The 13,231-nt window shown below is 74.7% G+C and carries 12 protein-coding genes; 8 read left to right on the top strand and 4 right to left on the bottom strand.

The window, feature by feature from the left end:
• Nucleotides 1-50 precede the first annotated feature (50 nt).
• On the top strand, nucleotides 51-2,564 hold the full coding sequence (locus AB0D44_RS24295) for a glycoside hydrolase family 3 C-terminal domain-containing protein (protein ID WP_362594612.1): 2,514 nt from the start codon (nucleotides 51-53) through the stop codon (nucleotides 2,562-2,564).
• A gap of 58 nt (nucleotides 2,565-2,622) precedes the next feature.
• Nucleotides 2,623-3,297 carry a DedA family protein gene (locus AB0D44_RS24290; protein ID WP_362594610.1) on the top strand — a complete coding sequence of 225 codons (675 nt, stop codon included), beginning with the start codon at nucleotides 2,623-2,625 and terminating at the stop codon, nucleotides 3,295-3,297.
• Between the two features lie 92 nt (nucleotides 3,298-3,389).
• Here the strand turns inward: AB0D44_RS24290 and AB0D44_RS24285 are convergent, their stop codons facing one another.
• A complete protein-coding gene (locus tag AB0D44_RS24285; protein ID WP_362594608.1) occupies nucleotides 3,390-3,941 on the bottom strand; it encodes a gamma carbonic anhydrase family protein in 552 nt (183 codons plus the stop codon).
• A 131-nt stretch (nucleotides 3,942-4,072) separates the two neighbouring features.
• Between AB0D44_RS24285 and AB0D44_RS24280 the strand changes: the two genes are divergently transcribed.
• A complete protein-coding gene (locus AB0D44_RS24280) occupies nucleotides 4,073-5,008 on the top strand; it encodes an acyltransferase (RefSeq protein WP_362594606.1) in 936 nt (311 codons plus the stop codon).
• On the opposite strand, the gene AB0D44_RS24275 is transcribed toward AB0D44_RS24280, so the two are convergent.
• Nucleotides 5,005-5,871 carry a DMT family transporter gene (locus AB0D44_RS24275; RefSeq protein WP_362594604.1) on the bottom strand — a complete coding sequence of 289 codons (867 nt, stop codon included), beginning with the start codon at nucleotides 5,869-5,871 and terminating at the stop codon, nucleotides 5,005-5,007. The genes AB0D44_RS24280 and AB0D44_RS24275 overlap by 4 nt on opposite strands.
• A 105-nt stretch (nucleotides 5,872-5,976) precedes the next feature.
• Here AB0D44_RS24275 and AB0D44_RS24270 point away from each other — a divergent pair, with 105 nt between their 5' ends.
• A complete protein-coding gene (locus tag AB0D44_RS24270; protein WP_362594602.1) occupies nucleotides 5,977-6,558 on the top strand; it encodes an XRE family transcriptional regulator in 582 nt (193 codons plus the stop codon).
• Between the two features lie 68 nt (nucleotides 6,559-6,626).
• Here the strand turns inward: AB0D44_RS24270 and AB0D44_RS24265 are convergent, their stop codons facing one another.
• Nucleotides 6,627-7,031: a CoA-binding protein gene (locus AB0D44_RS24265; RefSeq protein ID WP_362594600.1), complete on the bottom strand. Its 405-nt coding sequence runs from the start codon at nucleotides 7,029-7,031 to the stop codon at nucleotides 6,627-6,629.
• A 185-nt stretch (nucleotides 7,032-7,216) separates the two neighbouring features.
• On the opposite strand from AB0D44_RS24265, the gene AB0D44_RS24260 reads away from it, so the two are divergent.
• The 3 genes from AB0D44_RS24260 to AB0D44_RS24250 all read left to right on the top strand — a co-directional run bounded on the left by AB0D44_RS24260 (nucleotide 7,217) and on the right by AB0D44_RS24250 (nucleotide 12,105).
• Nucleotides 7,217-7,843, top strand: a complete 627-nt coding sequence (locus AB0D44_RS24260) for a YigZ family protein (protein WP_362594598.1) — start codon at nucleotides 7,217-7,219, stop codon at nucleotides 7,841-7,843.
• An 84-nt stretch (nucleotides 7,844-7,927) separates the two neighbouring features.
• Complete coding sequence (locus tag AB0D44_RS24255) at nucleotides 7,928-9,097, top strand: exonuclease SbcCD subunit D (protein ID WP_362594596.1); 1,170 nt, start codon at nucleotides 7,928-7,930, stop codon at nucleotides 9,095-9,097.
• Complete coding sequence (locus tag AB0D44_RS24250; protein ID WP_362594594.1) at nucleotides 9,094-12,105, top strand: SMC family ATPase; 3,012 nt, start codon at nucleotides 9,094-9,096, stop codon at nucleotides 12,103-12,105. The genes AB0D44_RS24255 and AB0D44_RS24250 overlap by 4 nt, the downstream gene beginning before the upstream one ends.
• Here the strand turns inward: AB0D44_RS24250 and AB0D44_RS24245 are convergent.
• Complete coding sequence (locus AB0D44_RS24245) at nucleotides 12,095-12,541, bottom strand: Lrp/AsnC family transcriptional regulator (protein ID WP_362594592.1); 447 nt, start codon at nucleotides 12,539-12,541, stop codon at nucleotides 12,095-12,097. The genes AB0D44_RS24250 and AB0D44_RS24245 overlap by 11 nt on opposite strands.
• Before the next feature lie 94 nt (nucleotides 12,542-12,635).
• Here AB0D44_RS24245 and AB0D44_RS24240 point away from each other — a divergent pair, with 94 nt between their 5' ends.
• Nucleotides 12,636-13,148: a rhodanese-like domain-containing protein gene (locus AB0D44_RS24240; protein WP_362594590.1), complete on the top strand. Its 513-nt coding sequence runs from the start codon at nucleotides 12,636-12,638 to the stop codon at nucleotides 13,146-13,148.
• The last annotated feature ends 83 nt before the right edge of the window (nucleotides 13,149-13,231 follow it).

Below are 13,231 nucleotides of genomic sequence, written 5' to 3'. Positions count from 1 at the left end.
GGCGGTCCGGCGCGGGCCGCCCCCTCCGGCTGACGTCGCAGGGAGCGCGCATGAGCGAGTCCGTGTCCAGACGTTCCGCGATGCGGCTGCTCGCCGTGGTGGGCCTGGGCGCGGGCGGGTGCGTGGCCACCGTGCCGACGGGCGCGCAGTTGCGTACGGGAGCCTCCCCCGCCCCCGCGCCGCCCGCCGGGCCCGCCGGCGCCGCCCGGATCGACTCCCTCCTGGAGCGGCTCACCCTCGATGAGAAGACCGCCCTCCTCCACGGCGGCCCGGACCCGGCCCCCCTCGGACAGGCCGGATACGTCCCCGGCGTCCCGCGCCTGGGCATCCCCGCCCTGCGCCTCGCCGACGGCCCCGCCGGGGTGCGCGTCGCGAGACCCGCCACCGCGCTGCCCGCCCCCGTCCTGCTCGCCTCCGCCTTCGACCCGGCGCTGGCCCGCGCGTACGGCCGCGTCCTGGGCCGCGAGGGCCGCGCGCTCGGACAGGACGTCCTCCTGGCGCCCGTGGCCAACCTCATCCGCACCCCGTACGCGGGCCGGAACTTCGAGGCCTTCGCCGAAGAACCGCGCCTCACCGCCGACCTCGCCGCCGAAGTGGTCCGCGGGATCCAGGACGAAGGGCTCATCGCCGCCGTCAAACACTTCGCCCTGGACAACCAGGAGCACGGCCGCGAGACCCTCGACGTCTACGCCGACGAGCAGACCCTCCACGAGACCGAGTTCCGGGGCTTCGAGGCCGCCGCGGCCGCCGGCGCGGGCGTCGTGATGGGGGCGCACCACAAGGTCAACGGCGTCCACGCCAGTGAGAGCGTCCCCCTGCTCGAGGACGTGCTGCGCGACGCCTGGGGGTTCGGCGGCTGGGTGGTGTCCGACTGGGACGCCACCCACAGCACCGTCGCCGCCATCGGCGCCGGACTCGACATGGAGATGCCCGCCGGCACCCGCTTCGGCAGTCCGCTGCGCGAGGCCGTGCGCGCCGGCACCGTCCCCGAGGGCGCCGTCGACCTCGCCGTGCGCCGGATCCTGACCACCATGGACCGCTTCGGGCTGCTGACCGCCCCGCCCGCCGCGCGGCCCGCCCGCGAGGCGGCCGCCGGGGCGCGGGTGGCCCGCAAGGTGGCCGCCGCCGGGGCGGTGCTGCTGCGCAACGAGCACGCCACCCTGCCGCTGACCGGCGCCGCCGCACGCTCGATCGCCGTGATCGGACCGACCGGCCAGGTCCCCTTCGTCGGCGGGGGCGGGCGGGCCCACGTGATCCCCGACGGGGCGCTCTCCCCGCTCACCGCCATCCGGCAGCGCGCCGGGAACGGCTCGGCCGTGCGCTACGCCCTCGGCGAGGACCTGTACGGCCGGCCCCTGCCGGCGGCCCTGCTCTCGCCGCCCGCCGGGCTGGACGACCGGGCGGTGGACGCCGGGCGCGAGTGGAGGTACGAGGGCGAGTTCCGGCTCGCGGCCGACGACGAGTGGACCCTGCTCGTCCACTACACCGGGCAGCGGCCGGGCGTGCGCCTGGACGGGGAGGAGCTGTTCCCCGTCCGGCAGGGCGCAGCCGAGTCCTTCGCCGGCGGACTGCTCGGCTCCGCCCCCGACGGCATGAGCGTCCGGCGCCGCACGCTCGCCCTGAAGGCGGGCGTCCACCGGCTCGCCGTAACCGCCCGGGGCGGGGACAAGGGGCAGCGCCTGCGGCTGCGGCACACCACGAGCGCCACCCGGGCCGCAGATGTCGCCGAGGCGGTGAAGACCGCGAAGGCGGCCCGCAGCGTGGTCCTGTTCGCCTACGAGGACGCCACCGAGGGCAGGGACCGGAGCACACTGGCGCTCCCCGGCGGGCAGGCCGCGCTGATCGAGGCGGTCGCCGCCGCCAACCCGCGCACGACGGTCGTGCTCAACACCTCCTCGAGCACGGCCATGCCGTGGCTCGCCCGGACCGGGGCGGTGCTGCAGATGTACTACCCCGGCCAGGAGGGCGCGGGCGCCACCGCCGACATCCTCTTCGGGGACGTGGACCCGGGCGGCCGGCTCACCCAGACCTTCCCGGCCGACGAGCAGGCGACGCCGATGGGCGGGGACCCCAAGCGCTACCCGGGAGCGGGAGGCCGGCAGGAGTACGGCGAGGGCGTCCATGTCGGCCACCGCTGGTACGACGCGCAGCGCGTGGCGCCGCTGTTCCCCTTCGGGTACGGGCTCTCGTACACGACCTGGCAGTACGAGAGGCTGACCGTCCAGCCGGGCACCGTCGCGGGACGGCCCGACGGTCTGCGCGTGGAGTTCACCGTCCGCAACACCGGCCGCCGCAAGGGCACCGAGGTGGCGCAGGTGTACGTGGGGCCGTCGGCGGAGCTCGAGCTGGACCAGCCGGTGCGCGCGCTGGCCGGCTACCGGCGGCTGACCCTCGCGCCGGGGCAGGCGGAGCGGATCGTCATCGACATCGATGCCCGGACGCTGTCCTCGTGGGACCCGGTACGGCACGCCTGGGTGCTGGGTTCCGGCCGCCGCGAGGTGTTCGCGGGCCGTTCCTCGCGCGAACTGCCACTGAGGTCAAAGGCGGTGGTGGGGAGCCGATAGGCTGCCCGTTCGGCGTGTCACAGGGGGCGCGCCGGGGACGATTCGGGAGGACGTACCGGTGCACATCCAGGAATGGCTGGAGACGATTCCGGCGGTCAGCATCTATCTCCTCGTGGGCCTGGTCATCGGGCTGGAGAGCCTCGGCATCCCGCTGCCCGGCGAGATCATCCTGGTCAGCTCGGCCCTGCTCGCCTCCCAGCACGGTGATGTCGACCCCGTGGTGCTGGGCATCTGCGCGACCACGGGGGCGATCGTGGGCGACTCGATCGGCTACGCGATCGGGCGCAGGGGCGGCAAACCGCTGCTGGAGAAGCTGGGCCGGCGCTTCCCCAAGCACTTCGGGCCGGACCAGGTGGCCCTGGCGGAACGCTCCTTCGAGCGCTGGGGCATGTGGGCCGTCTTCTTCGGGCGGTTCGTGGCGCTGCTGCGGATCTTCGCCGGGCCGCTGGCGGGCGTCCTGCACATGCCGTACTGGAAGTTCCTGATCGCCAACATCTTCGGCGGGATCCTCTGGGCGGGCGGAACCACGGCCGTCATCTACTCGGTCGGGATCGTCGCCGAACCCTGGCTGAAGCGGTTCTCCTGGCTGGCACTGGGCCTCGCGGTGCTGTTCGGGCTCGCGGTGACGCTCGTGGTGCGCAGCCGCATGAAGAAGGCGGCCGCGGCCGCATCGGCGCAGGCCGGGTCCGGGGTGCCCGCGCAGGCCGAGGCCCGGGTGGCGGTCCGCGACTGAGCGTCGCGCACGGCGCCCGGCCCGCGCGTCCCGGAGTACGACGGGTGTCCTGTCGCACTCCGGGCGGCGCGGGACGCCGGCCGGGGCGGGCCTCAGGCGTCCGGGGTCACCGAGGCGCGGTGCTGCTTGGCCAGTTCCACGTACATCTGGGCATTGATCCTGATGTGCTCGCGCTCCTCCTCGGTCAGCTCGCGCCGCACCTTGGCCGGCACGCCCGCCACCAGCGAGCCGGGCGGGACCACCATCCCCTGCGGAACGAGCGCCTGGGCGGCGACCAACGAGCCGGCGCCGATGACCGCGCCGTTGAGGACGGTCGCGCCCATGCCGATCAGGCAGTCGTCCTCGACGGTGCAGCCGTGCACGACCGCATTGTGGCCGATGGAGACGCGCTCGCCGATCGACACGGGGAACCCGGGGTCCACGTGGACCGTGCAGTTGTCCTGCACGTTGCTGTCGGCGCCGAGCGCGATCGGGCCGCAGTCGGCGCGCAGCACCGCCGAGTACCAGATGCTCGCGCCGGCGGCCAGGGTGACCTCGCCGACGACGACGGAGGTGGGTGCGGCGAAGGCGGTCGGGTCGACGGACGGCTGCTTGCCGCCCACGCCCGCGATGAGTGCCTGGCCCTGCGTCGCATGCTGCGTCATGATCATTTCCTCTGTTTCCGTGAGCCGCGCTACCGGCACGGTAGGGCACGCACCCGGCCGGGCCCGCGATGGGGTGAAGATCACAGGATCGCGGTCCGGACGACCGGCTCCCGGCGGACTACCGTGGCCGGGTGCCGAAGAATCAGAACACGTTCTCATCTCTGACGGCCCTGCGCCGCCGGCTGGCGAACCGGGCGGTCCACACGGGCTGGCGCTGGATGCAGCAGGCCGGCGCGGTCACCGCGCAGACCCCGGGGCGGCTGCGGTTCGGTGCGATCGGGCCCGCGACCCGGCTCGCCTTCCCCCAGGGCACGGTCTTCGGCGAGGCGTGGATCCGGCTCGGTGACCACTGCATCATCGGCGAGCAGGTCACTCTCACCGCCGGGATGATGCCGGGCCTGGACCTCGGCACGGAGCCGATGCTCGTCCTCGGCGACGGGGTCGTCATCGGCCGGGACAGCCACGTGATCGCCGACGCTCCGATCACCATCGGCAACGACACCTTCTGCGGCCCCGGGGTCTACATCACCTCCACGAACCACAGCTACGACGACCCGCACCAGCCCGTCGGCAGGCAGTGGCCGCGCAGCGCGCCGGTCGAGATCGGGCCGGGCTGCTGGCTGGGCACGGGCGCGGTCGTCCTGCCGGGCGCGCGGCTGGGGCGCAACGTCGTGGTGGCCGCGGGCGCCGTCGTACGGGGCGAGGTGCCGGACCACGCCGTGGTGGCGGGTGCCCCGGCCCGCGTGGTCCGGCGCTGGGAGCCGGAGACCGGCTGGCAGCCGCCCCTGCGCACGCCGGCGCCGGTGCCGATCCCCGACGGGATGACCCCGGAGCAGCTGCGCGGCCTGGCGGAGCTGACGGACTCGGAGCTGGCGGAGATCGAGGCGGCGGAGGTCGAGGCGGCGGAGGTCGAGCCGGCGCAGGCCGAGGCGGCGGAGGTCGAGCCGGAGCAGGCCGGGCCGGAGCAGGCCGAGCTTGCCGAGGCGCAGCCGGCGCAGGGCGATCCCGCGCGGATCAAGGTCGGGGAGGCCGGGCTCGTGGACGCCGAGAAGGCCGGGACGGTTTAGCCTGCGGCCAGCAGGGCCGTGCCTGCCAGGGCGAGGCCGGCGCCCGCCGCCTGGACCGGGCGCAGGCGCTCCTTCAGTACGGCGAAGGCGGCGAGCGCGGTGATCACCGGGTAGAGCGAGGACAGCACGGCGGCGACGGTGACGGGGCCGTTCTGCGCGGCGATCGAGTAGGTGCCGTTCGCCGCGACGTCCGCGAGGCCGACGAAGGCCAGCGCGGGCATCAGCCCCCACAGGACGCGCGGGCCGGTGCCCGACGGGAGTGCGGGGGTGCCGCGCCGGGTCCGCACCCACAGGGCGGCGCCGCCCACGGCGACGTTGGTCACCCGCTGCACGAACAGCGCCAGGAACAGCCCCGTCACGGTGGCGGAGGCCTCGGCGATCAGGGCCATCACCGCGCCGAAGCCGAACGCGGCGATCAGGGTGAGGACGACGGCCCGCCGCTGGACGGGCGCGCCCCGCAGTTCCGGGCCGCCCGCCAGGACGATGCCGACGACGGCCACGGCGATGCCCGCGAACTGCCCGGGGCCGGGCCGCTCGCCCAGCACCAGCCCCACGGTGACCGGCACGACGACGCCGAGGGAGCCGAGCGGGGAGACCACGCCCATGGGTCCGAGTGCCAGCGCCTTGTAGAAGCTGAACATGGCCACCGGTCCGACCAGGCCCGCCCCGACCGCGAACCACAGCTGCGGCCCTGCCTCGCGCCAGGCCCCGGTGCCGAGGACGACCGCGCCGAGCACGAGGACGGCGGCGACCTGCGAGACGACCACCACCGTCAGCGCCGGTATCCGGCGGGTCAGCAGCCCGCCGCCGAAGTCGGCGAGGCCCCACAGTACGGCGGTGGCCAAGGCGAAGAGGGCGGTCATGGCAGGCCTCGCAGTACAGTGCGGTGAACGGTGGAGTGCAGCATCGAAGACTCCGCACGGTAGTTCACTCTACTGGACTGTGTCATCCAAAATATTGGACGGAATGTGTCGGATCTCGAACAGCTCACCCAGACACTCGCCCGCAACCTCAAGCGGTGGCGCGCAGAGCGCGGCTTCACGCTGGACTCCCTCGCGGCCCGCTCGGGAGTGAGCCGCGGGATGATCATCCAGATCGAGCAGGCCCGTACGAACCCCAGCGTCGGCACCACCGTCAAGCTGGCCGACGCGCTCGGCGTCAGCATCTCCACGCTCCTCGACCACGGCCGCGGCCCGCAGGTACGGATCGTCCCGCCGGACCGGACGGTACGGATCTGGTCGAGCGAGGCGGGCAGCTCGACGACGATGCTGATCGGCACCGACGAGCGCGGGCCGATGGAGCTGTGGACCTGGCACCTGGTGCCGGGCGAGGCCACGGAATCCGCCCCCCACCCCGCCGGCACCATCGAGATGCTGCACGTCACGGCGGGGGAGCTGACCCTGCTGGTCGGCGAGGAGCGCTTCCTCGTACCGGCCGGTGCCGCGGCCGCCTTCGAGGCCAACCTCCCGCACGGCTACCGCAACGACGGCTCCGTGCCGATGGAGATGACCCTCGCCGTATCGGTGCCGCCGGTCTCCGCGCCCGTCTAGGCCGTCTCTTTCGGATCGTGCCTGACCCGCGCTGGCAAGATCCGAAAGAGACGACCTGGGGCCGCCGGCTAGAGCGCCGGGATCTCGATCGCCGGGCAGCGGTCCATGACCATCGTCAGGCCGGCCTTGCGGGTGCGCTCGAAGGCCGCCTCGTCGATCACGCCCAGCTGGAACCAGACGGCGTCCGCGCCGAGTGCCGCCGCCTGGTCGGCCACCGGACCCGCCAGCTCGCTGTTCACGAAGACGTCCACCACGTCCACCTTGAAGGGGATCGCCTCCAGCGAGGTGTACCCGGGCTCCCCGTGCACCGTCTCCGCCTTGGGGTGGACGGGGACGACCCGCTTGCCGAACTGCTGGAGGACGCGGGCCACCCCGTAGGCCGCCCGGTTGCGGTTGTTCGAGAGGCCCACCACGGCCCAGGTGTCGCCCAGTTCGGTGAGGATCTTGCGGATGGTCGCCGGATCGCCGTACACGTGTGCCGCCTCCTGCTGGTCGGACCCCGCTCTGCGGGCCCTGCTCTTCGGAAAATCGTGCTCTGCGGGATCATGCCTCTTCGGGCCCGCTCAGCGCGCGAGCCTCCGCCCTGCGGGCCTCGTGGCCCCGCGCTCAGCAGGATCAACCGAAAGGACACATGTCCGATTCCCCGTAGGGTGGAGCGGTGAAGGCAGACCAGTACGTGACGGTGTCCCGCGAGGGCGTGCACGAGTCCGAGATCAACCGCTCGCGCTTCCTGTGTTCGCTCGCGCCCGCCGCGACCGAGCAGGAGGCGCAGGACTTCGTCGCGCGCATCCGCAAGGAGCACCCCACCGCCACGCACAACTGCTTCGCGTACGTGGTCGGCGCCGACGCGGCCGTCCAGAAGGCCAGCGACGACGGGGAGCCCGGTGGCACCGCCGGGGTGCCCATGCTGCAGATGCTCATGCGCCGGGACATCCGCTACGCGGTCGCCGTCGTCACCCGCTACTACGGCGGGGTGAAGCTCGGAGCCGGCGGTCTGATCAGGGCCTACGGCGGAGTCGTCGGCGAGGCCCTGGACGCGCTCGGCACCGTCACCCGGCGCCGTTACCGGCTGGCCACCGTCACCGTCGACCACCAGCGCGCCGGCAAGACCCAGAACGACCTGCGCTCCACCGGCCGGACCGTGGTGGACCTGCGCTACGGGGCCGCGGTCGAGATCGAGGTCGCCCTCCCGGAGGCGGACCTGCCCGCCTTCGAGGCCTGGCTCGCCGACACCACGGCGGGCAGCGCCACCCTCACCCTCGGCGGCGAGACGTACGCGCCCTGAGGGGCGCGGCGGAGGCGTTAGCGTAGAGGGGTTCACGAGCGGGAGACCACCAGGGGGAGACGGCATGTGCGGCGAGGCCGGCAAGTGAAGTTCCTGCACACCTCCGACTGGCACCTCGGCCGGTCGTTCCACCGCGTGAACCTGCTCGGCGCCCAGGCCGCCTTCGTCGACCACCTCGTCGAGACGGTCCGCGAGCGCGAGGTCGACGCCGTCCTCGTCGCCGGGGACGTCTACGACCGGGCCGTGCCCCCGCTGCCCGCCGTCGACCTGTACGACCGGGCCCTGCACCGGCTCGCCGCGCTCGGGGTGCCCACCGTGCTGATCTCCGGCAACCACGACTCCGCCCGCCGGCTCGGGGTCGGGGCCGGACTGATCGACCGGGCCGGGATCCACCTCAGGACCGACCCGGCCGGCTGCGCCGACCCCGTGGTGCTGGCCGACGCACACGGAGAGGTGGCCCTGTACGGGCTGCCCTACCTGGAACCAGCCCTGGTCAAGGACGAGTTCGACGCCGAGAAGGTGAGCCACGAGGCGGTGCTGGGCGCGGCCATGGACCGGATCCGCGCCGACCTCGCCGCCCGCGCGCCCGGCACCCGCTCCATCGTCCTCGCCCACGCCTTCGTCACCGGCGGGCAGGCCAGCGACAGCGAGCGCGACATCTCCGTCGGCGGGGTCGAGGCCGTGCCCGCCTCCGTCTTCGACGGGGTGGACTACGCCGCCCTCGGCCACCTCCACGGCTGTCAGACGATCAACGAACGGGTCCGCTACTCCGGTTCCCCGCTGGCCTACTCCTTCTCCGAAGCCGACCACCGCAAGAGCATGTGGCTGATCGAACTGGGCGGGGACGGCGAGATCGCCGCCGCCGAGCGGATCGACACCCCCGTACCGCGGCCCCTGGCCCGGCTGCGCGGGCCCCTGGAAGACCTGCTGGCGGACCCGGCGCACGCCCGGCACGAGGACTCCTGGATCGAGGCCACCCTCACCGACGCCGTCCGCCCCGACGACCCCATGGCCCGGCTCGCCGCCCGCTTCCCGCACACCCTCAGCCTCGCCTTCGACCCCGAGGGCCGCGAAGAGGAGACCGGCGTCTCCTACGCCCAGCGGCTCAAGGGGCGCAGCGACCAGGAGATCGCCGAGGACTTCGTCGCCCACGTACGCGGCGGAGGCCAGCCGGACGAGGCCGAACGGGCCGTCCTGCAGGGCGCCTTCGACGAGGTGCGGGCCGGCGACAGCCTTCAGGAGACCCACCGATGAGGCTGCACCGGCTCAAGGTCACGGCCTTCGGCCCCTTCGCCGAGCCACAGGACATCGACTTCGACGCCCTGTCCGCAGCCGGGATCTTCCTGCTGCACGGGCCCACCGGCGCCGGCAAGACCTCCGTCCTGGACGCCGTCTGCTACGCCCTGTACGGCTCCGTCCCCGGCGCCCGCCAGGCCCCCGGCACCAGCCTGCGCAGCGACCACGCGGACGCCGACACCCCGACCGAGGTCACCCTCGAACTCACCGCGGGCGGCCGCCGCCTGGAGATCACCCGGCGTCCCGAACAGGACCGCCCCAAGAAGCGCGGCACCGGCACCACCAAGGACAAGGCGCAGAGCCTGCTGCGCGAGCACACCGCCGAGGGCTGGCAGCCGCTCAGCCGCTCCCACCAGGAGATCGGCGAGGAGATCGAGCAGCTGCTCGGGATGAGCCGCGAGCAGTTCTGCCAGGTGGTGCTCCTGCCGCAGGGCGAGTTCGCGCGGTTCCTGCGCGCCGACGAGGCCGCCCGCGGCCGGCTCCTCGGCAGGCTCTTCGACACCCGCCGCTTCGCCGCCGTCGAGGCCCTGCTCGGCGAACGCCGCCGGGCCGCCGAGGCCAACGTGCGCGCCGGGGACGAAAAGGTGCTGCACACCGCCCAGCGGCTCGCCCAGGCCGCCGGTGACAGCGCGGACCTGCGGGCCTGGCCGCTGCCCCGGCACCAGCCCGGCGACCCGGGACTCGCCGGGGCCGTGCGGGCCTGGGCCGCCGTCGCGCGCTGCTCCGCGCGCGAACGGCTCACCGTCGCCGAGTGGGCCCTCGCCGCCGTCGAGGGCCGGTACGCCGCCGCCCGTCGGGCCGCCGAGGACGCGCGGGAACTCGACCGGCTCCAGCGGCGCCACGCGGAGACCGCCGGCCGGGTCGCCGCCCTCGCCGAGGCCGCCCCCGAGCGGGAGCGGGTGCGCGCCCTCCTGGACCGGGCCCGTCGCGGCGCCCTGGTGGCTCCCGCCCTGGAGCTGCGCGGCGCGGCCTCCGCCGGGCACCTGGCCGCCGCGCACGCGGAGACGGCCGCCCGCGCAGCCCTCCCGGTATCGCTGCAGGAGGCCGGAACCGGGCAACTGGCCGCCGAGGAGCAGCGGCTGCGCGAGGAGCTGGGCGCGCTGGGCGCCGCCCGGCGGGCCGAGCAGCGCAGCGCGGAGATCGGCCGCGAGCGGGCCGATCTGGAACGGGAGTCCCGGGCCGCCGAGGAGCAGCACCGGGAGTCCGCCGAGTGGCTGGAGCGCTGGGAGGCCACCCGGGCGGCCCTGCTGGCCCGCGCGGACGCCGCCCAGCAGGCCGCGACCCTGACCGAACAGCTCGCGGGCAGGCTGGAGCCGGCCCGGCTCCAGCTGAACGCCGCCCGGCGGCGCGACGAGCTGGCGGCCGCCGCGGAACGCGCCGCGGCCGAACTGCTGCGCGCCCGCGAGGAGTCGGCCGCCGCCCGCGAGCGCTGGCTGGAGCTCAAGGAGGCCCGGCTGCGCGGGATCGCCTCCGAGCTCGCCGAAGCGCTGGTGGCGGGCGAGGCCTGCGCCGTCTGCGGATCGTCGCACCACCCCGCTCCGGCCCGCCCGGCCCCCGGCCACGTGGACCGCGCCGCCGAGGACGCCGCCCACGCACGCTTCGAGCGGGCCGAGGAAGCCAGGGCCGCCGTCGAGCGCCGCCTGGCCGCCGACGAGCAGGCCCGCGCCGAGGCCGCGGCCGCCGCCGGGGACGCCACCACCGCCGAACTCCTCGCCCTGACCGCGGACCTGAGCTCCCGGCACGCCGCCGCGCACGCCACGGCCGCCGGACTCCACGCGGCCCGCGAGCAGCTCGCCCGCGCCGAGCGGGAGCACGCCGCACGCAGCGCCGACCGGCTCGACGCCGAGCGCCGGGCCGCCGCCCGTGCCTCCCACCGCGAGCAACTCGACCGGGAGCAGGCCGCGCTGGAGGCCGAGCTCGCCCTCGTACGGGCCGACGCGCCGACCGTCGCGGCCCGCGCCCGGACCCTGGAGGACCGGGTCCGGATGGTGTCGGCGGCCGCGGTCGCGCTGCGCCGCGCCGAGACCACCGCCGCCCGGCTGAAGGAGGCCGACGACCAGCTCGCCGATGCCGCCTTCAAGGCCGGCTTCGACACCGTCGAGGCCGCTGCCGCCGCGGTCCTCCCCGAGTACGAACGCACCGCCCTCCAGCGCCGGATGGACACCTGGCAGGCAGAAGAAGCCATGCTGGCGGACCGCCTCGCCGAAGCCGACACGGCCGCTGCCGCAGCCCTGCCCCCGGCCGAACCGGAGCGGGCCGAGGCGTACGCGGCCCGGGCCGCGGCGAAGCTCCGTACGGCCGGGTCGGCCTTCGACGCCGCACGGGTCCGCTGCGCGGAGCTGGACCGGCTCTCCCGGCAGGCCGAGCAGGAACTGCGCGCCCTGGGCCCGCTGCGCGAGGCCTACGAACGGGTGGCGCGGCTGGCCGGACTGACCGCCGGCACCTCCGCCGACAACGAGCGCAAGATGCGGCTGGAGGCGTACGTACTGGCGGCCCGGCTGGAGCAGGTGGCCGCCGCCGCGACGGTCCGGCTGCTGCGCATGTCCGGCGGCCGCTACACCCTGGTCCACTCCGACGCCAGGGCGAGCGGACGGGGCCGGTCCGGTCTCGGGCTGCACGTGGTCGACGCCTGGACCGGCAGCGAACGCGACACCGCCACCCTCTCGGGCGGCGAGACCTTCTTCGCCTCGCTCGCCCTCGCGCTGGGCCTGGCCGACGTGGTCACCGACGAAGCGGGCGGCATGCGCCTGGACACCCTCTTCATCGACGAAGGGTTCGGCAGCCTCGACGACCAGGCGCTGGACGAGGTGCTCGACGTACTGGACTCGCTGCGCGAGCGGGACCGCAGCGTCGGCATCGTCAGCCACGTGGCCGACCTGCGGACCCGGGTGCAGGCACAGCTGGAGATCGTCAAACAGCGCGCGGGCTCGGTGGTGCGCCACCGCACGGCGGGGCTCACGGACTGAGCGGCCTGCGGGGCAGGGGCGAGGAGTAGACGATGCTCGTGGTCACCGAGCCGAGACCGGAGATGCGGCCCGTGACCTCTTCCAGGTGCCCCATCGACCGTGCGGCGACCTTGAGGACGAAGCAGTCGTCACCGGTGACGTGGTGCGCCTCCAGGATCTCGGGGGCGGCCTCCAGGAAGTCGTGGAACGGCTTGTAGTTGCCGTGCGGGTAGCGCAGCCGCACCAGGGCCAGGATCGACTTGCCGAGCTTCTCCGGGTCCACCACGGCCGTGTAGCCGGTGATGATCCCCACCTCCTCGAGGCGGCGGACCCGCTCGGTGACGGCGCTCGCGGACATCGAGACGGAGCGGGCGAGCTCGGTGAAGCTGGCGCGGCCGTCCCGCTGGAGGGCCTCGAGGATCCGCCAGTCGGTGGCGTCAGGGGAATAGTCGGTCATGCCGGAGGTCTAGCAGGGATTTCCCCGGCCGGACAAGCAAAAGGCCGGGGAAATCCCCTGTCCGCCTGGTTCAACAGATCGTAGATTCTGAGCCATGACCACGACACGGAACACCTCTCCCGCGACCGCCGCCAACCCCGTTCTGCGGGTGGCCCCGGCCTCCCCGGCCGCGGCCGCCGCCTACTTCGCGGCGAGCCTCGCCTTCCACGCGGACGTGTCGGATGTCGCCGCCGCCTTCAAGGCCCACCGCGAACAGGGCGCCGACCTCGGCTTCCAGCTGGTCGACTCCCGCTCCACGCCCTCCTGGGACCAGGCCCACGTACCCGGCGCCGTCCACCTGCCCACCGCGCTCATCCCCGAACAGGCCGAGCGGCTCCTCGACAAGAACGTGCCCGTGGTGACGTACTGCTGGGGGCCGGGCTGCAACGGAGGCGCCCGCTCCGCACTGGCCCTGGCCGAACTCGGCTTCCAGGTCAAGGAGATGCTCGGCGGCATCGAGTACTGGATCCGCGAGGGCTTCGAGGTCGAGACCTGGCAGGGCGGCCGGCAGCGCGCCGAGGCCGACCCGCTGACCGCCCCCACCGACTCGGACGACTGCGGCTGCTGAACCGCCGCCCCGACCCGCGAAGGGCCGCCCCCCCGGGGGGGGGGCCCGGCGCGGCGGGCCCGGGGCCGAGCGTGGGGTGCGCG

This window comes from Streptomyces sp. NPDC048349 (genome assembly GCF_040651925.1).
Lineage (GTDB): Bacteria > Actinomycetota > Actinomycetes > Streptomycetales > Streptomycetaceae > Streptomyces.
Note: the sequence above shows the minus strand (reverse complement) of the source record. Positions and strands in the feature narration are given on the sequence as shown.

Coding starts and splice junctions, on each gene's coding strand:
- AB0D44_RS24295 (WP_362594612.1), top strand. CDS start 51: ATGAGCGAGTCCGTGTCCAGACGTTCCGCGATGCGGCTGCTCGCCGTG.
- AB0D44_RS24285 (WP_362594608.1), bottom strand. CDS start 3,941: ATGACGCAGCATGCGACGCAGGGCCAGGCACTCATCGCGGGCGTGGGC.
- AB0D44_RS24275 (WP_362594604.1), bottom strand. CDS start 5,871: ATGACCGCCCTCTTCGCCTTGGCCACCGCCGTACTGTGGGGCCTCGCC.
- AB0D44_RS24250 (WP_362594594.1), top strand. CDS start 9,094: ATGAGGCTGCACCGGCTCAAGGTCACGGCCTTCGGCCCCTTCGCCGAG.
- AB0D44_RS24245 (WP_362594592.1), bottom strand. CDS start 12,541: ATGACCGACTATTCCCCTGACGCCACCGACTGGCGGATCCTCGAGGCC.
- AB0D44_RS24240 (WP_362594590.1), top strand. CDS start 12,636: ATGACCACGACACGGAACACCTCTCCCGCGACCGCCGCCAACCCCGTT.